This is a genomic window from Cupriavidus sp. C1SS-2L (assembly GCF_057073735.1).
Window position 1 is genome coordinate 2,439,490 of the sequence record NZ_CP172708.1, and the last position, 21,600, is coordinate 2,461,089.

Consider the following 21,600-nt stretch of genomic DNA (forward strand, 5'->3'; position numbering starts at 1 on the left):
GCCGACCAATTTCTCAAGTTTTCAAGGACTTGCGTGCGACCGGGCCGCGCCTGCACCGCCCGCTCCGGTCGTCGTCGCCCCGGCACCCGGCCCTATGCCGCCGGCGGCACAACCGCCGTCACCTCTATCTCCACCTTTGCGCGTGGCTCGACCAGATCGGCCACTTCCACCGCGGTCATTGCCGGGAAATGACGGCCGATGATATCCCGGTAGTGCTGCCCGATGACCGAGTACGCGCCAACATACTCCGCCTTATTCTTCACGTACCAGGTCATGCGCGTGATGTGTTCGGCCCGGGCACCGCCGGCTTCCAGCACGGCGACGATATTGCGCAGCGCCTGCGCGACCTGCAGGCCGAAGTCGTCCGTCTCGAACTCGCACTGGCCATTCCAGCCGATCTGGCCTCCGACGAAGATGAGCCGGCTGCCGGCCTGCATCTCAGTCATGATGCCGTTGGAATAGCCGCGCGGAGCGGCCCAGTCGGGCGGCTGCAGAATTTTCATGATTTTGCTTCCTGATAGTTCGGTTACTCGAATTGCCTTGAATCTTCAGAGGCCCGGGCTGCCAGTTGCCGCCAGAGTCTCATCCACGTAGGTCGCCATCGCCTGTCGCACGGGATCCGGCAGCGGCCGTGGCGCGATCTTGTCCGTATCGACGCAGACCAGCCGCTGCGTCACTTCCAGCCGCAAGCCACTGTCGGGGCCCATGAACCGTACCTGCACTGTGAAGCTGGACTGCCCGAGCTTGACCACGCGAAGCTCCCGTGTGAGCGTCTCCCCGAGGCGGCTCGGCGCGACAAAGCGGCAGTGCAGGTCGGCGGTCGGCACGCCAGCCTGTCCGGCGCCATGCATGGCATCGAAGGGCCAGTCCAGCGCTTGAGCGAACCAGTCCTCGATGAAGTCGTTGAGCATCTCGAAGTAGCGCGGATAGAACACGATGCCGGCGGCGTCACAGTGCTTGAAGCGCACCAGCACGGTATTGCGGAATACGGCAGTCATGGCTGCTCCGCCATCTGGCGCAGCCGGAACCGCTGCAGCTTGCCAGTCTCCGTGCGTGGCAGTGCCGGCACGAAGACGATGCGCCGCGGATACTTGTATGGCGCGATCTCGCGCTTCACATAGTCCTGCAGCGCGGCGCGCGTGGCGTCGCTGGCCTCCACCCCTTCGCGCAGCACGACGTAGGCCGTGACGACCTGCCCACGCTCCGCATCCGGCGCGCCGACCACGCCGCATTCCGCCACGTCCTTGTGCTGCATCAGCGTGCTCTCCACCTCCGGACCGGCGATGTTGTAGCCGGCCGAGATGATCATGTCGTCGGAGCGCGCCTGGTAGAAGTAGTAACCATCCTTGTCCATGACGAAGGTGTCGCCGGGCAGGTTCCATCCAGCCTTGACGTAGTTGGCCTGACGGGGGTCGTCCAGGTAGCGGCAGCCGGTCGGCCCGCGCACCGCCAGCTTGCCCACGGTGCCGGGCGGCACGGGCTGCATGTTCTCGTCGACGATCTGCGCGATGTAGCCGGGCACGACCTTGCCGATGGAACCCGGCTTCACATCGGCACCCGCGCTGGAGATGAAGATGTGCATCATCTCCGTGCCACCGATGCCGTCCGTCATCTCAATGCCGGTAGCCGCCTTCCACGCCTGGCGCGTGGCATCGGGCAGCGCCTCGCCGGCCGACACGCTTTTCTTCAGACTGCGCAAGTCGTAACGCGACGCCAGCGCGGCCATCTGACGGTAGAAGGTCGGCGCGGTGCACACGATGGTTGCGCGGAAGTCCGCGATCAGCTGCAGCAGGCTGTCCGGCGTGAGCTTCTCCGCCAGCACGGTGCTGGCGCCGATGCGCCATGGGAAGCACAGGATGCCGCCTAGCCCGAACGTGAAGGCGATCGGCGGCGTGCCGCAGAAGATGTCGTCCGGTTCCGGGCGCAGCACATGGCGCGGGAATAAGTCGCACATCGCAAGCACATCGCGATGGAAGTGGACCGTGCCCTTGGGCTGGCCCGTGGTGCCGCTGGTGAAGGCGATCAGGCAGATGTCGTCGGTCGCCGTATCGCAGGCATCGAAGGTGTCCGGCTTGCCCGCCATGGCGGCTTCCAGCGAGCCTTCGCCTTCGCCGTTGAAGTACAGCGCCTGGGCCAGGCTCGGGCAGTGATATTCCGCGCCCGGCTGCCGGTTGGCCTCCAGCTCCTCGCGCAGGCGCACGTCGCACAGCGCCGCAGTGACCTGCGCCTTGTCGATGATCTGCTTGAGCTCCTTGGCGCGCAGCAACGGCATGGTCGGCACCGCGATCAGGCCCGCCTTGATGGTCGCTAGCCAGCTCGCCGCCATCATCAGGTTATTGGGCCCGCGCAGCAGCACGCGATTGCCCGGCACCAGCTTCATATCCTCGGTGAGCACATGGGCAATGCGGTTGCTCAGCGCCGCGAGCTGCGCGAACGTGATCGTCTCGATGCCGTCGCCGCGCCGCTGGCGGATGGCCACGCGCTCGCCGCGCCCTTCGCGCACGTGCCGGTCAACCAGTTCCACGGCGCAGTTCAGGCGCTCGGGGTAGTCGGTATCCGCATTGAAGCGGAACTCGGGCCACGCCTCGGGCGGCGGCAGCCGATCCTGGGCGAAGGTATCGAGGTGGGCGGTGGTCGCCATGACTTGTCTCCTGTCTGCTGTGTCGCTGACTTGATGATGTGTGTCGGGCCGTGCCGCTTCAGGCGACCTGCGCCGCCAGCGTTTCGCGCGCGATGATGAGCTTCTGGACCTCCGTCGCGCCTTCATAAATGCGCAGCGAGCGGATCTCCCGATAGAGCCCTTCCACGCGCGTGCCGACCTTGACGCCGAGGCCACCGAACATCTGCACCGCGCGGTCGATGACCTGCTGCGCGTTTTCGGTGGCCACCATCTTGGCCATGGCCGCTTCGCGCGTGGTGCGCACGCCCTTCACGTCACGCAGCCACGCCGCGCGGTAGGTCAGCAGCGCCGCGGCATCGATGGCCGTGGCCATGTCGCCAATGGCCGCCTGCGTGAGCTGGAGGTCCGCCAGCACGCCGCCGAACATCGGCCGTGCACGCGCACGTGCCAACGCTTCATCAAGTGCAGCGCGGCCGAAGCCAAGCGCGGCTGCCGCCACTGACGCGCGGAAGATGTCCAGCGTCATCATTGCCACCTTGAAGCCCTGCCCCGCTTCGCCCAGGCGATTGCCTACCGGCACGCGGCAGTTGTCGAAGCGCAGTGTGGCGAGCGGATGCGGCGCCATGACGTCGATGCGCTCGGCAATGCTCAAACCCGGCGTGTCGGCATCGACCACGAACGCGGAGATGCCGCGCGCGCCGGGCGCCTCGCCGGTACGCACGAACACGCAGTAGAAATCGGCAATGCCGCCGTTGGAGATCCACGTCTTGACCCCGTCGATCACATAGTGGGTGCCGCCTGCGTCGAGCTGCGCGCTGCACCGCATCGCCGCCACGTCCGAACCGGCGTCCGGCTCGGACAGCGCAAACGCCGCGATGGCTTCGCCACGGGCAACGCGCGGCAGATAGCGTTTGCGCACGGCGTCGCTGCCGGCGAGCGAGATCGCGCCCGATCCAAGCCCTTGCATGGCGAATGCAAAATCGGCCAGCCCATCGTGACGGGCCAGCGTTTCACGCAACAGGCACAGCGAACGCGAATCGAGCGCCGGCAACGCGCCGCCATGCGCGGCCGGCACGCAGTAGCGAAGCCAGCCGGCTTCGCCAAGCTGGCGCACCAACGTGCGACATGCGGCATCGGTATCGCTGTGGTCCACCTTCAGGTTCGCCTCGCACCACGCATCCAGATCGCGTTCGAGCATGCGGTGCGAATCGTCAAGCAGAGGCAGCTCGAGGTAAGTCTTGTCGGACATCGAAAATCCTTTTGGTTGCGCCTTCGTTTGCGTTCAGTCGCCCTCGAACACCGGCTTGTTCTTCGCCACGAATGCCTCGTAGGCGCGCCGGAAATCACGCGTCTGCATGCAGATAGCCTGCGCCTCGGCTTCGGCCTCGATCGCTTCGTCGAGGCCCATGTTCCATTCCTGGTGCAGCAGCTTCTTGGTCACGCCGTGCGCGAAGGTTGGGCCAGCAGCGAGCTGCGCGGCTAGCACATGGGCCTCGGCCAGCACCTTGTCAGACGCATGCAGCGCGTTGAAGAAGCCCCACTGCAGTCCTTCTTCCGCGGTCATCACGCGGCCGGTGTAAAGCAGTTCGCTGGCCCGGCCCTGCCCGATCACGCGCGGCAGCAACGAGCACGCGCCCATGTCGGCGCCGGCCAGCCCTACGCGCACAAACAGGAAAGCGGTCTTGGCCTGCGCCGTGCCCACTCGCATATCGGAGGCCAGTGCCATCATGGCGCCAGCGCCGGCGCAGATGCCGTCGATCGCGCTGATGACCGGCTGCGGGCACGCACGCATGGCCTTGACGAGGTCGCCGGTCATGCGCGTGAAGTCGAGCAACTCCGGCATGGTCATCTTCGTGAGCGGCCCGATGATCTCGTGCACGTCGCCGCCCGAGCAGAAGTTGCCGCCGGCGCCCGTGACCACCACGGTCTTGATATCGCTCGCATAGCACAGCGCACGGAACAGGTCGCGCAGTTCGGCATACGAGTCGAACGTTAGCGGGTTCTTGCGCTCCGGGCGGTTGAGCGTGATGGTGCCTACCTTTCCATCGTCGGAGACGGACCACAGGAAGTGCTTCGGCGAGTAGTCCGCGAACTTGCGCTTGTGATGGCGCATGTGGAGTGCGATGTCGGTCATGGTTTCTCTCTGTCTTGTCTGATTCGGTGTTCTGGTGCTGCCGCTTGCTCTCAGCACGCAATCATCCTGTCATGACTTCGCCGCCTGCCACGGCGATCGCCTGTCCCGTCATCGAGCTCGCCGATGGCTGGCACAGCCAGGCCACCGCGTCCGCGACTTCGTCGGGTTGCACCAGCCGGCGCTGCGGGTTGCGTGCCGCGAGTTCCGCGCGCGCTTCGGCCTCGCTGCGGCCGGTCTTGTCGACGATATTGGCGACAGCGTCGCGCACGATGTCGGTTTCGGTGTAACCGGGGCAAACCGCGTTGACGGTCACGCCACTGCGCGCTGTTTCCAGCGCCAGTGAGCGCGTGAGGCCGATCACGCCATGCTTGGCCGCGCAGTAGGCACTGACGTAGCCATAGCCGATCAGGCCCGCGGTGCTGGCCACGTTGACGATGCGTCCCCAGCCAGCCGCCATCATCGCAGGCAGCGCGGCCTGCGTGCACAGGAAGGTGCCGGTCAGGTTGACATCCATCATGCGTTGCCACAACGCCAGGCTGGTCTTGCCGAACGGCGCGCTGTGCGCCTGGCCGGCGTTGTTCACAAGCACGGTGACCGGGCCAGCTTTGGCCTCGGCTGCGGCAAATGCCGCCGCCACGCTGTCGGCATCGCTGATGTCGGCAGGCACTGCAGCCAACACGGCATCACCGATCAGCAGCGGACGCAGTTCCTCGACTGCGCGTTCCAGTACCTGCACGTCGCGTCCGACCAGCGTGACGCTCGCTCCGTCAGCCAGCAACCGGCGCGCGATTGCCGCGCCGATGCCGCGCCCGCCGCCGGTGACCAGTGCGTGCCGGCCTTGCAGGGAAAACTCCGCTGCCATCATCAGTGCTCCACCACGGCGCGGGCCAGGGCCGCGGCGCGTTCCAGGTTGGTTTCGAGCTGGCGCTTGCCCGCCTCATACTGCCGCGGCCAGCTTACGTCGCGGTAGCCAAGTTTTGCGGCCTCGTGCAGCGTCCATGCCGGGTCGGCCAGATGCGGCCGTGCCACGGCGCACAGGTCGGCACGACCCGCGGCGATGATGCTGTCGACATGGTCGGCTTCGAAGATCGCACCAACCGCAATCGTCGGAATGTCCGCCTCGTTGCGAATGCGGTCCGCGAACGGCGTCTGGTACATGCGGCCGTAGACCGGCGCCTGGTCCGGGCTCACCTGACCCGACGAACAGTCGATCATGTCCGCACCGACTGCCTTGAAGGCGCGCGCGATCTCCACCGCATCATCGGGCGTGATGCCGCCTTCGACCCAGTCGTGCGCCGAGATGCGCACCGACATCGGCTTGTCCGCCGGCCATACTTCGCGCACTGCCGCGAAAACTTCAAGCGGGTAACGCAAGCGATTGGCGAGCGTGCCGCCGTATTCGTCAGTGCGCTGGTTGCTCAGCGGCGAGATGAAGCTCGACAGCAGGTAGCCGTGCGCGCAGTGCAGCTCAAGCCAGTCGAACCCCGCCTCCGCGGCGCGACGGGCAGCACCGACGAAATCATCGCGCACGCGGTCCATGTCTTCGCGTGTCATTTCGCGCGGCACCTGCGACTCGCCGGGCAGGTAGGGAATCGGCGAGGCCGAAAACAGCGGCCAGTTTCCGTGCGGAAGCGGATGATCCATCTTCTCCCAGCCGAGCTGCGTCGAGCCCTTGCGCCCGGCATGGCCGATCTGCATGGCGATGCGCGCATCGCTGTTCGCATGCACGAAATCGACAATGCGTTTCCACGCATCGCGCTGCGCGTCGTTCCACAAACCCGGGCACGCCGGCGTGATGCGCGCATCGGGCGACACGCAGGTCATCTCGGCCACGACCATGCCGGCACCGCCGAGCGCGCGCGAACCGAGATGCACCAGATGGAAATCGCCCGGCACACCATCCACGCTCGAGTACATCGCCATCGGCGACACGACCACGCGGTTCTTCAACGTGACGCCGCGCACGCGGTACGGCGTGAACATCGGCGGCACGGGCTTGTCTTCGCGCAGCCGCAGCGATTCGGCGGGCACACCGGCCTCTCCGGCCAGCCAGTGCTCGAACTTTCGCACGTAGCCAGCATCACGCACGCGCAGGTTCTCATGCGAGATGCGCTGCGAACGGGTCAGCAGCGAATATGCAAACTGCTCGGGCGCAAGGCTTGCATAGCGCTCGACATTCTCGAACCACTCGGTGGAATTGCGCGCCGCGTTCTGGATCTTCAGCACTTCCACGCTGCGGGTAGCTGCGTAGCGCTCCAGCGCCGCGGGAAGCGCGTCATGCGCAGACGGGCCCGAAGCTGCGATCTCGGTAGCCAGGTCGATTGCGTCTTCCAGCGCCAGCTTGGTACCCGAGCCGATGGAGAAGTGCGCCGTGTGCGCGGCGTCACCCATCAGCACCACCGGCACGCGCCGGCCGTCGGGCAGCGTGTTCCAGTGCACCCAGTGCTTGCAGATCACGCGCGGGAAGCGGATCCAGTTTGCCGAGCCGCGCAGATGCGTCGCATTGCTGATGAGCTTGTTGCCGTCGAGGTATTTCGCGAAGAGCTTCTCGCAGTACGCGATGCCCTCTTCCTGGCTCATCTGCTCGATGCCTGCGGCGCTCCACACTTCTTGCGGCGTCTCCACGATAAAGGTCGAAGTGTTGTCATCGAAGCGGTACGCATGCGCCTGGAACCAGCCGTGCTCGGTCTTCTCGAACGCAAACGTGAAGGCATCGAACAGCTTGTGCGTGCCGAGCCAGACGAAGCGGCACTGGCGCGTGTCGATGTCCGGCTGGAAGGTACCGGCGTAGCGGGTGCGGATGCGGCTGTTCAGGCCGTCCGAGGCAATGACGAGATCGGCCTGGTACTGCATCGCCAGCGCCTGGTCGTCCGAGACATCCGTCTCGAACACCAGCTTGACGCCAAGCGCTTCGCAGCGCGCCTGCAGGATGTTGAGCAGACGCTTGCGGCCGATGCCGATAAAGCCGTGGCCCCCCGAGCGGATGGTGCGGCCGCCGATATGGACGTCGATGTCGTCCCAGTGGTTGAACGCCTCATTGATTTCGGCGGCGCTGACGGGATCGGCAACCTTGAGGTTGTCCATGGTGGCGTCGGAGAACACCACGCCCCAGCCGAACGTATCGTAGGGCCGGTTGCGCTCCGCCACGATGACCTCGTTGGCCGGATCCTGCAGCTTCATCAACAGCCCGAAGTACAGTCCCGCCGGGCCGCCGCCAATACAAAGCACTCGCATCTGTCGTCTCCTGCCGAGCCCCCTCGCATCGGCAGGGAGCGCATCTAAATCAGGTTTAAATATTTTATGCTTCAAATATTAGTCTGCATGCGCTGGCGTTGCAAGATGAATCTGCAATGTGCCCCGATCGGCGCACATTGCAGATGCCCATTAACCGGACGCGGCCGCCCGGCCCGCTTCAGCCCTTCAGGGCGGATACCAGTTGTTCCAACGCTGCAGGGTCTTCGATCGTCGTAAGGTCCCCCGGATCTCGCCCTTCCGCGACAGCCTGGATGGCGCGTCGCAGCAACTTGCCGGAGCGCGTCTTGGGCAGGACGTTCAGGAAGAACACGCGTGCCGGGCGCGCCACCGCGCCAAGCTGCTGCTCGACCGTCTTCATCAGCTCGCCCTCGAACGCCAGCCGGGCCTCCGGCGTAGCCGTGCGCGCGGCGTCGCGGGCAATGCAGAAACCCATTGCCACTTGCCCCTTGAGCGCGTCTTGCACGCCCACTACCGCAACTTCGGCCACGCCGGGGTGCGATGACAGGCTTTCCTCGATCTCCCGCGTCCCCAGACGGTGGCCGGCGACGTTGATGACGTCGTCGGTCCGGCCAAGGATAAACACATAGCCATCCTCGTCGCGCACGCCCCAATCGAAGGTCGAATAGCAGAGCCGGTTCGGCACCGCCGACCAGTAGGTACGCACGAAGCGATCATCATCGCCCCACACCGTGCTCATGCAGCCCGGAGGCAGCGGACCGTCGATGGCGACTACGCCCTTCTGCCCCGGGGCACACTCCTCGCCGGTGCTCTCATCGACGATGCGCAGGTCATAGCCATACGCCGGCACGCCCGGCGAGCCGAGCTTGGGCGGCAGCGCCTCGATGCCGCGCTGGATCGCGATGATCGGCCAACCCGATTCTGTCTGCCAGTAGTTGTCGACCACGGGCTTGCCGATGCCATCCTGGATCCACTGTGCGGTGGGCTCGTCGAGCGGCTCGCCGGCCAGGAACAGCAGCCGGAGGCTCGACAAATCGTATCGCGTCAGGAACGCCGGATCCTGCTTCTTGAGCACGCGGATGGCCGTGGGCGCGCTGAACATCAGGTTGACCTTGTACTGCTCCACCAGCCGCCACAGGATGCCGCCGTCCGGGCGGATCGGCGTGCCCTCGTACATCAGCGTGGTCATGCCCGCGAGCAACGGGCCATAGACGATGTAGCTGTGCCCCACGACCCAGCCGATATCCGACGCCGTGAACATGGTGTCGCCGGCCTTGCCGCAGAAGATGTAATCCATGGAAGTCGCGAGCGCCACGGCATATCCGCCCGTGTCCCGCTGCACGCCCTTGGGCTTGCCGGTGGTGCCGGACGTGTAGAGCACGTAGGACGGTTCGGACGACTCCAGCCACGTGCACGGCACCTGCGCGCCGGCCACGCGTTCGCGCCAGGCTGCGTAGTCTTCATCGCGGCCATCGACGCGCGGCATGTCCGCGAGCTTGCGATCGACCAGCAATACTTTCTCGGGCTTGTGGCTGGACAGGCGGATGGCTTCGTCGAGCAGCGGCTTGTACGGCACCACCTTGCCGGCTCGCGAACCGGCGTCGGCACTGATCACCACGCGCGGCTGCGCATCATCAATGCGCGCGGCAAGGCTGACCGATGCAAACCCGCCGAACACGACCGAATGGATCGCGCCAATGCGGGCACAGGCGAGCATCGCGAACGTCGCCTCGGGGATCATCGGCATATAGACCAGCACGCGGTCGCCCTTGCGCACGCCAAGCCCCTGCAGGATGGCCGCCATGCGGTTGACCTCCTCGTGCAGCTGCGCGTAGGTGTAGGTGCGCTGCTGGTCGGTTTCGGTGGATACCCAGACCAGCGCTGGCTGCTGAGCGCGGGCGGCCAGGTGCCGGTCCAGCGCGTTATGGCACAGGTTGGTGCGGCCGCCGACGAACCATCGCGTGAACGGTGCGCGGCTGTTGTCGAGCACTTGTCCGAACGGGGTTTCCCAATCGATGCGCTGCGCCTGTTCGGCCCAGAACCCCTCAGGGTCGGCCAGCGAACGGGCATGCACGGCATGGCTTGCCGTCATGGCAGGTCTCCTCCGCTTCTGCGGTCGTTATCGTCCTGCTAGTTTGCCACCGGCACGGCGTCCTGTGCGCCTTCGGCCAGATGGGCATGCGGCACTCCGCGCCGCGCCGAGGCAAAAAAAACGGGGCGTGCCCAGGCAACGCCCCGTTTAGTCCGGCGATTTTGGCGCCCTATCGCGCCTTGGCAGCCTTCGAAGCCCCCTTTGACGAGGCCTTGACCGACGGCGCAGACTTGGCGGCGGCCGAACGCGAGGCGCCAGCGCTCTTGCTCGCCGCCTGGCGTGGTGCGGCTTCCACCGTCATGCGCTTGCGGCCTTCCGCCTTGCCTTTGCCCTTGCCGGACGCGGATACGCGTACCACCTCGGGCTTGTCGGCCTCCGGTTCCGCGCGTGCGGTGCGCGTGGCCTTGCCGGCGCCGCCGGCGCGAACCGGCACCATCAGCACCAGGCTTTGCCCTGCGACCAGCTTGGTGCCTGAGAGCTTGTTCCACGACTGCACCTGGCTGGGCGATACCCCGTAGCGGTGCGCCACCGAGGTCACCGTATCCCGGCGCCCTGCGCGCACAACGAGGCGGCGGGCATCGGGCAGGTCCGGCTCCATCGCCAGCATGGCACTGTCGGCGAGCGTGGCGCTGATGTCCTGGTCGTGGTGGCCGGAGCGCGGGATCATCACCGTCGAACCTGCCTTCAGCCGCATGCCGCGTGGGATGCTGTTGATCTCGCGCAGCGTGTCCGGATCGACATTGAGGCGCGCCGCGAGCGCTTCCACGCGTTCTCGGTTGTCCACCGTCACCGCGGTCCAGCTCGACAGCCCGCCGCGGTAGGTGTTCAGGTTGTACTGGAAGCGTTCGGCGTTATCGAACGGCAGCAGGATCTGCGGATTCGACGCCCCCAGGATCACCGGCCGGTTGAACGACGGGTTCAGCGCCTTGAACTCCTCGAGCGACATATTGGCCAGCTTGGCCGCCAGCGTGACGTCGATATCGCGGCTCGTTGTGACCGTCACGAAATACGGATGGTCCGGGATCTCGGGCAGCCTGACGCCGTACGCGGCCGGGTTGGCGATGATGTTCTTCACCGCCTGCAGCTTGGGCACGTAGTAGCGTGTCTCGTTCGGCATGGTCAGGCTGGCGTAGTCCGTCGGCAGGCCGCGCGCCTGGTTGCGCGCAATCGCGCGCGACACCGCGCCCTCGCCCCAGTTGTACGCCGCCAGCGCGAGATGCCAGTCGCCGAACATGTCATAGAGGCGCGCCAGGTAGTCGAGCGCCGCGTCGGTCGACGCCAGCACATCGCGGCGTTCGTCCCGGAACATGTTCTGCTTCAGGTTATAGGTCTTGCCCGTGCTCGGGATGAACTGCCACATGCCCGCCGCCTTGGCGCTCGACTGCGCCTGCGGATTGAACGCACTCTCGACGAACGGCAGCAACGCCAGTTCGGTCGGCATATTGCGCCGCTCCAGCTCTTCCACGATGTGATACAGGTAGCGGCTCGAACGCGCCACCATGCGTTCCATGTATTCCGGTCGCTGCGAATACCACTGCGTGCGGTCGTCAACCAGCGTCCCTTCCAGGTCCTGCATGGCGAAGCCACGGCGGATGCGATCCCAGATGTCGGTGGACGGACCACGCAGCCAGTCCAGCCCGGGCTGATCCGGGTTCATGCTGGCTGCGCCAGGGGCAAGCGTCTTGTCGACGCTGAGCGAGTTGAGCGGGTCCTTGCCGCTGCGCGCGGAGGTCAGGGCGGTCGGGGCGCCGGACGCACTGGCGCCGGGCGGTGTGGGCGTGCTAGCGCAGGCTGCGAGCAGCGCCACGCTTGCAAACACCGCCAGTAATCGACCAAATTTCATTAAATTCTCGAATTGTGACGCTAAAAGGTTGCGTGATGCTAAAAAAAACAGGCTTTCACGTCAATGAGATTTTCCAGAAGACAATTGGCTTTCGACTTGTCGCAGACCCTTGCCGCACGGACGCAAGCGAGCCCGCGAGGTTGATCACTACACTCAGCGGAAGTTGTCTTTCCAGCCACGCAGCGCGCCGAACGCTTCCGCATCTCCTGCCACGCTGCCGCCCTGGGCCTTGACCGCCTCCCGCACCGTCGGTTCTCGCGAACGCAGGAACGGATTGACCTGGCGCTCGAGTCCGATCGTGGACGGCACAGTCGGCTGGCCCGCTTCACGCAGCGACTCGACGCGCGCTTCCCAGTCGGCCAGCGCGGTGTTGCCGGGTTCCACTGCGCGCGCGAAGCGCACATTGCTGCGCGTGTATTCATGTGCGCAGTACACGCGCGTCTCACCGGGCAGCGACGCCAGCTTGTCAAGCGACGCGAGCATCTGGGCCGGCGTACCCTCGAACAGGCGGCCGCAGCCGGTAGCGAACAGCGTATCACCACAGAACACGACCGGGCCAACGCCTGGCAGATCGCCGGCGTAAGCAACATGGCCGGCCGTATGACCCGGCACATCCAGCACGCGAAACTGCAGCGCGGGCGCCGGCAACGTCACCGTATCGCCTTCGCGCACGGCCTGTGTGCGTCCGCCGATGCGTTCCCCGGCGGGCCCGATCACGGGCATCGGCGCGCCGTCGTGCGTAGTCGGATAGGCCGAAAGCAGCTCCGCCACACCGCCCTGGTGATCACCATGGTGATGGGTGATTACAATAGCGCCCAGAGCCAGGCCCTTGTCCTTCAGGAACCGCTCCACCGGCGCCGCCTCGCCGGGATCGACCACGGCGGCATTGCGGCCGTCGTGGATGGCCCAGATATAGTTATCCTGGAATGCGGGGATCGGCTCCACTTTCAACATGCGCGTGCTCCTATGGCTGACCGTCCGATTGTAAGCTGGGAAGACTGGCTGGCTTCGCCCCCCGGGCAATACATGCTCGAGTGGGAGGCGCGGCAATACGACCGGACCGTGCCGGATATTTTCGGCTATCACGCGGTCCAGATGGGCCTGCCCGCCATCGATACCCTGCGCGAGAACCGGATGCCGTTCTCGGCGCTCGCGCTCGATCCTGCCAGTGGCCCACACGGGCCGCGCGCGGCACACCCGGACGCGCGCCAGCTGCTGTGCCGCTTCGACGAACTGCCGTTCGACACCCAGAGCATCGACCTGGCCACTCTGCCCCATGTGCTGGAGTTCGCCGAAGATCCGCACGAAGTCCTGCGGGAGGTATCGCGGGTGCTGATGCCCGAAGGCCGCGTGGTGGTGACGTGCTTCAACCCGATGAGCCTGTGGGGCGCGCGCCAGGGCCTGAACCGCCTTGGCGCCATGCCGTTCCTGCCGACGGATGCGCAGTCCATCGGCTTCGTGCGCATCAAGGACTGGCTCAAGCTGCTCGGCTTTGACATCATCCGCGGCCGCTTTGGTTGCTACTGCCCCCCATACCGTACCGAGCGCTGGCTGCAGCGCGCCGCGTTCATGGAAAAGGCCGGCGACCGCTGGTGGCCGATCTTCGGCGCGGTCTACATGATTTCCGCGGTCAAGCGTGTGCGCAATATCCGCCTGGTCGGCCCGGCCTGGAAGACTGCCAAGGCGGCACTCGCGCCTGTCGCCGCGCCGGTGGCTACGCCGACGGGCACGCACGGCAAGACGCCGGGCGACGAAAGCTGACCCGGCCGGCGCGCACACATAACTCCTGTGGCAGCCCTTGCGGGCTGCCCTGACAAACGACACATGCAAGAAGTAATCATCTATTCCGATGGCGCCTGCAAAGGCAATCCCGGCCGTGGCGGCTGGGGCGCGGTACTCGTGGCCGGCACGAACGAAAAAGAGCTGTTCGGCGGCGAGGCCAACACCACCAACAACCGCATGGAGATGACCGCGGTCATCGAGGCGCTGCGCGCGCTCAAGCGGCCCTGCACCGTGCAGGTGTACACCGACTCGCAGTACGTGCAGAAAGGCATCAGCGAATGGCTGCCGGGCTGGAAGGCGCGCGGCTGGAAGACGGCCGACAAAAAGCCCGTGAAGAACGCGGACCTGTGGCAGGAACTCGATACGCTCGTACAGCCGCACAAGATCACCTGGCACTGGGTGCGCGGACATAATGGCCACCCTGGCAACGAGCGCGCCGATGCGCTTGCCAACCGCGGCGTTGCATCGCTCGCCTCCTGACCTCGCCCTGCCGTCCGCTAGAATGCGCGCCATGCGACAAATCGTTCTCGACACCGAAACCACTGGCCTCAATGCCGCCACGGGCGACCGCCTGATCGAAATCGGGTGTGTCGAACTGGTCAACCGCCGGCTCACGGGCCGCCACCTGCACTTCTACGTCAACCCCGAGCGCGACATCGACGAAGGCGCCATCGCCGTGCACGGCATCACCGTCGAATTCCTGGCCGACAAGCCAAAGTTCGCCGAGGTCGTCAACGAGGTCCGCGACTTCGTGCAGGACGCCGAGCTGATCATCCACAACGCGCAGTTCGACCTGGGCTTCCTGGATATGGAGTTCCGGCTGCTCGGCTTGCCGCCGTTCCGCGAACACGTCGGCAGCGTGATCGATACCCTGCTCGAAGCGCGCCAGATGTTCCCCGGCAAGCGCAATTCGCTGGATGCGCTGTGCGACCGGCTTGGCGTGAGCAACGCGCACCGCACGCTGCACGGCGCGTTGCTCGATGCAGAACTGCTGGCAGAGGTCTACCTGGCCATGACGCGCGGCCAGAACTCGCTGGTCATCGACATGCTCGACGGCGCCGAAGCCGCGGACGGTTCCGTCGCGGAATCAGACCTTTCGCACATCGTCCTGCCTGTGCTGTATGCGAGCGAAGCCGAAGTGTCCGAGCATCTCGCTGTGCTCAAACAACTGGACAAGGCAAGCGGCGGCAAGACGGTATGGCAGGACACCCCCGCAGTGCAATAGCGCCCGGCACCCGTCTTCTGAAAAAAATCTGAGAAAAGGGCTTTACAAGATACAGGAAGGTCTGCATAATCTCGTTTCTCAGCTGCACGACAGTGTCAACGCGAAAGCGAAGCAGCCTGGGGTGGTTAGCTCAGCGGTAGAGCACTGCCTTCACACGGCAGGGGTCACAGGTTCAATCCCTGTACCACCCACCAGATTCGCGGGAAACCGCACGGAAGAAGGCCCTCAGACGAAAGTCGAGGGCCTTTTTTCATTGCCGCAAAACCTCGCGGAATGCCCTTTTGGCGCAAAAGTGGCGCAGTCAGACAATCGGCCCAGACACAACCAATCACTTGTCTGGAGCAGGAATGGCATCGATCTGGAAACGAGGCGACTATTGGCGCGTCGCGATCCGTAAGCGCGGTTACCCACCCCAAGCGCGCACCTTCGATACAAAAGCTGACGCTGAGAGCTGGGCTCGCCAAGTGGAGGCCGAAATGGATCGAGGGTCCTTCGTCGACCGCCGGGAGGCTGAGCGGAACACTCTTGGAGACCTTCTTCTCCGGTACAGCGAAGAGATCTCGCCCCACAAGAAAGGTGGTGAGCAAGAAGTCCTTCGAATTCGCAAGCTACGTTCCGACCCTATTGCCCACTACAAGATTGCCGCCCTTACTGGCAAGGTCCTGGCGGCATACCGAGACCGCCGCCTCAAAGGCGACGGCGAGCGACGCCCGGTTTCCGGATCGACAGTAAATCGGGAGCTAACCCTCATCAGCCATGTCTTGAATGTCGCCAGCAAGGAATGGGACATACACCTGGCTATCAACCCAGTCTCGACGATCAGGCGACCCCGCGAAAGCCGCGGACGCACCCGCAGGCTCGGGGCTGCAGAAGAGGCCCGTCTGTTTGCCGAACTATCTGCCAGCCCACGAAATGAGCGTGGCCACTATGACAAAGGCGGCTCGCGGAACCCGAGCATCTTGCCGTTGACGATCCTCGCATTGGAAACAGCCATGCGCCGCGGCGAGCTACTAAGCCTGCGGTGGTCAGACGTATTCCTTGAAGATCGCTTTGTTCGCTTGCACGACTCGAAAAATGGTGAGTCGAGGGATGTCCCGCTTTCAACCAAGGCTGTGAGCACCCTCGCCCCGCTGGCAGAGCTCGCGACATCGGCCTCGGACAGAGTGTTTCCAACATCTGCTGACGCCGTAAAAAAGGCCTTTACGCGCGCCTGTGAACGGGCTGGCATCGAGAACTTTCGGTTTCACGACCTCCGGCATGAGGGAACGTCGCGAATAGCCGAACGTTTGGACAACGTCCTAGAACTGTCGGCGGTCACGGGCCACAAGACACTTCAAATGCTTCGGCGCTACTACCACCCCCGAGCCAAGGATCTAGCATTGAAGCTCGGCTAAAAGTGCCCCATAGATCCCCCAATTAACTTCGAAGGCTTTGCTATGACGGACATCATTCAATCTACGCATCCCTTACGCACCCTGCCCCAAGACAGCGACCTGTCCTGTGTGCTCGACCTGGAAAATCCGCTCTACATGACTCTGGAGCGCCTCGAGGTCCTAATAGTGGCCGAGCCAGAAGGTGAGGTCCGCGCCTATCTTTTCGGCCTGTACGACATGCGTCGGGCCACCGTCTACGCTCGAGGAGCCTGACATGCGGCGCGTGCTATTGCTTTCCGTCGCCGTGGCCGGAGCTTGCCCAGCCGGGGCGCAGACTGTGGCGGATATCCTGCGGGCTGGCCAAGCCGCTGAGGCAGCTCTCAAAGTCCAACAGCAGGCACAAGAACGGGCCAACGAAGAAGCCATCGACAACACCTTGGTGTGGACGTGTACCTGTGTGAATGGTCGGAGTATTTGGAGCTTCAAGACGGTCAGGCAGATACGAGCCGAGAGCGGGGTCAGAACCGATCGCTCAAAAGCCCTATTTGATGCCTCCCCACAGATGAGCACGCAGCTCAACGCGCAGCTGGCCAACCAATGCCAGTAGTGATCGATGGCGGGTTTCATGTCGCTCGCCATGAAGATGGAGAGCAAATGCTACGACGGCTTGCTCAAGAAATCAGTGATGTTCGAGTCGAACATCCTTAAGTATCACAGACTTAGGATTTTCGATGAGCCAACATATAAGGCGGGAACCGTGCCAACTCGTGATCGCCTACTGCCGTCTTGTTCCACTGGCTCTTGCCGGCCAGGAGCAGGCATTCGCTTATCGAATAGTTTGGACACTCGAATGTCTGCAGTTCCTTGGACACCCGCCACAAGGTGGCCCGGGGGAGCGCCTCCTGCCACTGGTGTAGAGCGCCGGCTGCATGGCGACGCATCTCGAGTTCGAGGAATACCTGCCTGACGCGTCGACGCATTCCATGAGCACCGAGTTATGCCAAATCTGGTGAGGCGATCGAGCTGCCGGTCGGGTCGATAATCCAGTCCCTCTGTCAGGCCGTTATCCGTGGACGATCGTCACGATCTAGGCGCGTCCGAAGTACCTGAAAGCCCTTGAGCAGGCCAGCTCGTTCAACAACGTTCAACCTTTCGTTGATCTGATCTGATTTGCGAACTGATTGAGGCGCAAGCCGTACCGGAACACGCCCCTACAGGCGTTCCCCGAAGAACGGCACGGCGTTGCCTAGCGCCAGTGTCACAGCTCCGGGCTTGTCATACAGGTCGTAGTGCGACCATCCCTCGGCCACCACGATATGCTTGTCCTTCGACGCCGCCCTGCCGTAGATCTCCCAACCGTCGCGATAGGCACCAAAGCCCCCCGGCTTGCCGCCGACCACTACCATCAGCGGCTGGGTCAGCAACACCTCCGCGTGCAGGAACGCATCCCAACTCATCGCGGCACTGTTGAAGGAATACAAGCCACTGGTAGCACCATTGGGCGTCTGGCCGCGCGGAGTCTTGTAGTACTCGGTGGCTTCGAGCACGTCGATATCGGTGATGCCGGCCTTCCGGCCGCCCTCCACCGAATCTGGCAGGTAGTTGATGACGTTCCGCGCCGCGCCCCTGGCTTCCGCCGTCCTCTGCCTGCCCATTTCCTCCATCGCGCTAACGGGGTCGAAGTTGCTGAAGCTCTCGCGGATCAACCGGCCGAAATTGACGCCCGTGATCGAGACCAACGCTTTGATCCGACGATCGGTCATCGCAGCCTGGATGGTATAGGCACCCCCGCCGCAGACACCGAGCGCCCCGATCCGATTCTCGTCGACGTATGGCAGCGTGACCAGGTAATCGATGGCGAAGCGAATGTCCGACACGCGAATCGCCGGATCCTCGATGAACCGGGGCGATCCGCCGCTGGCGCCCTGGAAGCTTGCGTCGAATGCGATGACGACGAACCCTTCCTTCGCCAGCGCCGCCGCGTAAACGGCCCCCGAAGTCTGCTCCTTGCAACTACCGATCGGGTGCGTGCTCACGATGGCAGGGTACTGCCGCTTTTCGTCGAAGTCCGACGGCAGGTAGATGTCGGCCGCCGAGTCCCAACCAAGATTGCGGTATGTGACGTGTCGGATCGTGCTTGATGTCATAGTTGGCTTCCCTTCCGGCCTGACCGGGTCAATTCAGCATTCATGCTAGGCGTCCCGGCCAGTCCACAGCAAGTAGCTACTCGTGAAGCACGACTTCGCGTTACGCGAACCGGCCGCGTGAGTCGCCATTGACGACGCCGCGCAGGGCAGTACGGCGATCTGCCTGGCGTTGTAGCCGCATTCGGACAGCCCTTGGCTAGTGCGCTAGCCAATCCTTGGCGCGCGTTGCTTTCGCCCAATGAGCGCAACGCATGCATTGCGGGAGGTCTCTCGGCGTTGACCGTGAGCATGGTTTCTCAATAGCAGTAACTGTTACCAGAAGCAGCCTAATCGAAGCACAATAGCGCGCGGTCAGGCGGCATACAGGCACAGGAACTGTCGGTTGTCTGGTTCTGCTGCGGCCGTGATAAAACGGCGCATTGTCGCGCCATCGCGATCGGCGCTTCGCAGCCTACTTGCCGCTGCGCTTGCCCCAAATGCTGACTTTGCCGCGCCCGACCATGCGATGCGGCACAGAGGGGCGCGGCCTCTTTCTGGAGCTAGCCGCCAACGTGACGTGCTCCGCAGGGTAGCGGGTCGTCCGAGGCAGCTCGGCCTGATAGGCGGCATGGCCCCGATCTATGCGCTTGATAGCTGACATGACTGGCACCTCCGCAGGAGATTCTAGTCCGAAAAGGCACGGCGATTACGTACGGTCCTGATCGCATTTGGGCAGCCCGGCTTTACAGGATCGAGGTCGAGCTTCTATGTGGCTTGCCTAAATTTGGCACGAGCATGTTTCGGATGCAGCCCCCAAGCGTCCGTGACTCTGAGCACTCCAGTGCAAGAGCCCCGCGGATATGTCACCGATGGGATTCTCGCGGGATCAGCGATCGTCGATTACAGTTGCTGGCCTCGGAAGCGTCAACATTGCCTCCAGGCCTCCGCGTTTCAAGTTGTGCAGTACCAATGTGCCGCCGTGAATTTGAGCGATCGCTCGGGCGATCGTCAGGCCTAATCCGGTGCCTCCGGTATCGCGGCTGCGGGATCTCTCAATGCGATAGAAAGGCTCAAACACGCGCTCGAGCTGCGCCTCGGAAATGCCGGGACCCTGATCCAGAACGCGTATTACGAGTTGCCTCTCGTCGTCCTCGACCAGGATTTCTGCGCGATTTCCATACTTGCATGCGTTATCCACAAGGTTGCTCAGGCAGCGCTTGAGCGCTTGCGGGCGGCCAGGATATGGCCTGTCGGTGCTTCCTTCGATTGAAACGTGCGCACCGACCTCTTCCGCATCGGCCTGCAGGCTCTCGAGCAATGCCATCACGTCAAGGGGCTGGATTGGTTCCGCGCTGTCCCCTCCGCGCATGAACGCGAGCGTGGCCTGCACCATCGACTCCATGTCATGCAAGTCCTGGGAGATCTTTTGTTTCAGCTCTCCGTCGTCAAGCAGTTCGGCGCGCAGGCGCAAGCGGGTGATCGGCGTCTTCAAGTCATGCGACATCGCCGCAAGCGTAGCACTGCGCTCTCGAAGGTAGCGGCTCAGGCTCGCTTGCATGGTATTGAAAGCGTGTGCCGCGCGCGCGACCTCCAGTGGTCCGTCCTCGGGCATGGGTGCGCGGTCGATATTCTTGCCTAACTCGTCGGCCGCATTGGCCAGCGTGTTGAGCGGGCGAACTGTCCAGCGTACGGCCACGAGCGAGACCGCAATGACCGCAGCGAGAAGCACGGCAATGCTTAACAGGAGCCGGTACGGCCAACTGAAGCTCTGCGCCGGCAGGCGTGAATCGAATGTCACGAGGGAGCCGTCGCTAAGGCGAAGCTGCGCCACATAAGAAAATCCCGCCTGCGGGCCGAGGTGCATAGCCGCGCCTGGTGCCATCCATGAGCCGTGCGCGGCGTGGCCCCCCGCGCCGGGCCCCATCGGTGCCGTAGCCGGGATCGCCCGCGCTTCGGTGACCGCGACGGCCACCGGTCGCCCGTCTGCGAGAAAGCGGCGCAACATCGCGCCGAACAGCATCGCCCGAGGGCTGTCAGCCGCACTGCCTTCCTGCGCTTCCCAAGGATGCGTATCGAGGCTGATCGCGAACGGCGGCGCACTAAAGACCCGCACGATCCGATGCCGCTCGACTGGATCGATCGAATCAAGCAGCTTCACGATGTCCGCGATGCGTTGCGCAGCCTGCAGCCCGCTCGCCTGCGATAGGGCCTCACCACGCTCATGCATATGAATCGCGAAGCTGACCAACTGTGCGACAAGAAGGCCGCTGAGCAGGACAAGCACTAGGCGACTAAAGAGCGAGCGCGGTGCGAGACGCATCACGTGCCTGCCTCGACTGTGGCGGCCAGCACATAGCCCTGGCCGCGAACGGTCTTGATGATGCGCGGCTCGCGCGCATCATCACGTAAACGTTGTCGCAAGCGGCTCACCTGAACGTCAATCACGCGATCGTAGGGCTCCGCGTCACGCGAGCTCATCAGCTCGATGAGCTGGTCTCTTGTCACGACACGGTTGGGATGCGCGAGAAATATCCGCAACAGCCTGAATTCGCTTCCGCTCAACGGTATCACCAGACCATTAGGCGAGGTGAGGTTGCGGGTTGCGGCATCGAGCACCCACCCGCTGAACTTGAACCACGCGGCTGCTTCGGGCTCCAGGTTATCAGGTAGCGAGCGGGCGCGTCTCAGTACGCTTTTGATCCGGGCGAGTAATTCGCGCGGATTGAAGGGCTTCACAACGTAGTCGTCGGCGCCCATCTCCAGTCCGACCACGCGGTCGGTCTCCTCGTCGCGCGCAGTAAGCATGATGATCGGCAAATTGGAACGGGTGCGCAGGTCGCGGCACAGTTCCAGGCCATCCTCCCCAGGCAGCATCAGATCGAGGACGATGAGATCCGGGCGCGCCGTACCGAGGGCGGCACGCAAGGCGCGACCATCGGCTACGGCCGTCGCGCGATAGCCCTGCTTTTGCAGATACTCGCGCAGCAGCCTGCGGGTCTCCGCATCGTCATCGACAATCAATACGTGATCTGGCATGGCGAGAGCGTTATACAGGACAGGCAACGCTGCCGGCGCCGCAAAATTGTAACGCACTGCGACAAGGCGGAGAACGGCAAGACTACGCTACAAAACGCCTGACCCGCGACACAGAGCGCTTACAAGTACCTGCTTCAATCGGTCCTGCAGGAGTGT

Annotated in this window: 19 protein-coding genes and 1 tRNA gene; 7 read left to right on the plus strand and 13 right to left on the minus strand. The window is 64.1% G+C overall.

Annotation, left to right across the window (positions count from 1 at the left end):
- Positions 1 to 92: 92 nt before the first annotated feature.
- From ACIGJG_RS11270 to gloB, 10 genes are all read right to left on the minus strand, one after another.
- The gene (locus tag ACIGJG_RS11270; RefSeq protein ID WP_011298336.1) at positions 93 to 503 is read right to left on the minus strand and encodes a RidA family protein; all 411 of its coding nucleotides are present in this window, start codon (positions 501 to 503) and stop codon (positions 93 to 95) included.
- Between the two features lie 45 nt (positions 504 to 548).
- Positions 549 to 998 carry an acyl-CoA thioesterase gene (locus ACIGJG_RS11275; protein WP_011298337.1) on the minus strand — a complete coding sequence of 150 codons (450 nt, stop codon included), beginning with the start codon at positions 996 to 998 and terminating at the stop codon, positions 549 to 551.
- The gene (locus ACIGJG_RS11280) at positions 995 to 2,641 is read right to left on the minus strand and encodes an AMP-binding protein (RefSeq protein ID WP_011298338.1); all 1,647 of its coding nucleotides are present in this window, start codon (positions 2,639 to 2,641) and stop codon (positions 995 to 997) included. The genes ACIGJG_RS11275 and ACIGJG_RS11280 overlap by 4 nt, the downstream gene beginning before the upstream one ends.
- Before the next feature lie 58 nt (positions 2,642 to 2,699).
- Entirely contained in the window at positions 2,700 to 3,869 is a 1,170-nt protein-coding gene (locus tag ACIGJG_RS11285; RefSeq protein WP_483672320.1) for an acyl-CoA dehydrogenase family protein, read from the minus strand.
- Positions 3,870 to 3,902: 33 nt separating this feature from the next.
- Positions 3,903 to 4,754, minus strand: coding sequence for an enoyl-CoA hydratase family protein (locus ACIGJG_RS11290; RefSeq protein WP_041679652.1), 852 nt, complete (start codon positions 4,752 to 4,754; stop codon positions 3,903 to 3,905).
- A gap of 61 nt (positions 4,755 to 4,815) precedes the next feature.
- Positions 4,816 to 5,619 (minus strand): SDR family NAD(P)-dependent oxidoreductase, encoded by an 804-nt coding sequence (locus tag ACIGJG_RS11295; protein ID WP_011298341.1) that lies wholly within the window; start codon positions 5,617 to 5,619, stop codon positions 4,816 to 4,818.
- Positions 5,619 to 7,988: a bifunctional salicylyl-CoA 5-hydroxylase/oxidoreductase gene (locus ACIGJG_RS11300; protein WP_011298342.1), complete on the minus strand. Its 2,370-nt coding sequence runs from the start codon at positions 7,986 to 7,988 to the stop codon at positions 5,619 to 5,621. Before ACIGJG_RS11300 ends, ACIGJG_RS11295 begins: the two co-directional genes overlap by 1 nt.
- Positions 7,989 to 8,166: 178 nt before the next feature.
- Positions 8,167 to 10,059 carry a propionate--CoA ligase gene (locus tag ACIGJG_RS11305; protein ID WP_483672321.1) on the minus strand — a complete coding sequence of 631 codons (1,893 nt, stop codon included), beginning with the start codon at positions 10,057 to 10,059 and terminating at the stop codon, positions 8,167 to 8,169.
- Positions 10,060 to 10,228: 169 nt separating this feature from the next.
- Positions 10,229 to 11,902: a transglycosylase SLT domain-containing protein gene (locus ACIGJG_RS11310; protein ID WP_483672322.1), complete on the minus strand. Its 1,674-nt coding sequence runs from the start codon at positions 11,900 to 11,902 to the stop codon at positions 10,229 to 10,231.
- A 153-nt stretch (positions 11,903 to 12,055) separates the two neighbouring features.
- Entirely contained in the window at positions 12,056 to 12,856 is an 801-nt protein-coding gene (gene gloB, locus ACIGJG_RS11315) for a hydroxyacylglutathione hydrolase (RefSeq protein WP_011298345.1), read from the minus strand.
- 12 nt (positions 12,857 to 12,868) lie between these two features.
- On the opposite strand from gloB, the gene ACIGJG_RS11320 reads away from it, so the two are divergent.
- The 7 genes from ACIGJG_RS11320 (at position 12,869) to ACIGJG_RS11350 (ending at position 16,889) form a co-directional block, all read left to right on the plus strand.
- Positions 12,869 to 13,663 (plus strand): class I SAM-dependent methyltransferase, encoded by a 795-nt coding sequence (locus tag ACIGJG_RS11320; protein ID WP_041679653.1) that lies wholly within the window; start codon positions 12,869 to 12,871, stop codon positions 13,661 to 13,663.
- A 63-nt stretch (positions 13,664 to 13,726) separates the two neighbouring features.
- Complete coding sequence (rnhA, locus tag ACIGJG_RS11325) at positions 13,727 to 14,164, plus strand: ribonuclease HI (RefSeq protein ID WP_011298346.1); 438 nt, start codon at positions 13,727 to 13,729, stop codon at positions 14,162 to 14,164.
- A 31-nt stretch (positions 14,165 to 14,195) separates the two neighbouring features.
- Entirely contained in the window at positions 14,196 to 14,909 is a 714-nt protein-coding gene (gene dnaQ, locus ACIGJG_RS11330) for a DNA polymerase III subunit epsilon (protein ID WP_041679992.1), read from the plus strand.
- Between the two features lie 119 nt (positions 14,910 to 15,028).
- A tRNA-Val gene (locus ACIGJG_RS11335) sits at positions 15,029 to 15,103 on the plus strand.
- 153 nt (positions 15,104 to 15,256) lie between these two features.
- Positions 15,257 to 16,303: a site-specific integrase gene (locus ACIGJG_RS11340; protein ID WP_483672323.1), complete on the plus strand. Its 1,047-nt coding sequence runs from the start codon at positions 15,257 to 15,259 to the stop codon at positions 16,301 to 16,303.
- A 42-nt stretch (positions 16,304 to 16,345) separates the two neighbouring features.
- The gene (locus tag ACIGJG_RS11345; protein ID WP_483672324.1) at positions 16,346 to 16,555 is read left to right on the plus strand and encodes a hypothetical protein; all 210 of its coding nucleotides are present in this window, start codon (positions 16,346 to 16,348) and stop codon (positions 16,553 to 16,555) included.
- A 1-nt stretch (position 16,556) separates the two neighbouring features.
- Positions 16,557 to 16,889, plus strand: a complete 333-nt coding sequence (locus ACIGJG_RS11350) for a hypothetical protein (protein ID WP_483672325.1) — start codon at positions 16,557 to 16,559, stop codon at positions 16,887 to 16,889.
- Positions 16,890 to 17,493: 604 nt separating this feature from the next.
- Here the strand turns inward: ACIGJG_RS11350 and ACIGJG_RS11355 are convergent.
- From ACIGJG_RS11355 to ACIGJG_RS11365, 3 genes are all read right to left on the minus strand, one after another.
- On the minus strand, positions 17,494 to 18,429 hold the full coding sequence (locus ACIGJG_RS11355) for an alpha/beta hydrolase (protein WP_483672326.1): 936 nt from the start codon (positions 18,427 to 18,429) through the stop codon (positions 17,494 to 17,496).
- An 865-nt stretch (positions 18,430 to 19,294) separates the two neighbouring features.
- The gene (locus tag ACIGJG_RS11360) at positions 19,295 to 20,728 is read right to left on the minus strand and encodes an ATP-binding protein (protein WP_483672327.1); all 1,434 of its coding nucleotides are present in this window, start codon (positions 20,726 to 20,728) and stop codon (positions 19,295 to 19,297) included.
- Positions 20,728 to 21,444, minus strand: coding sequence for a response regulator (locus tag ACIGJG_RS11365; RefSeq protein WP_483672328.1), 717 nt, complete (start codon positions 21,442 to 21,444; stop codon positions 20,728 to 20,730). Before ACIGJG_RS11365 ends, ACIGJG_RS11360 begins: the two co-directional genes overlap by 1 nt.
- Positions 21,445 to 21,600: the final 156 nt, after the last annotated feature.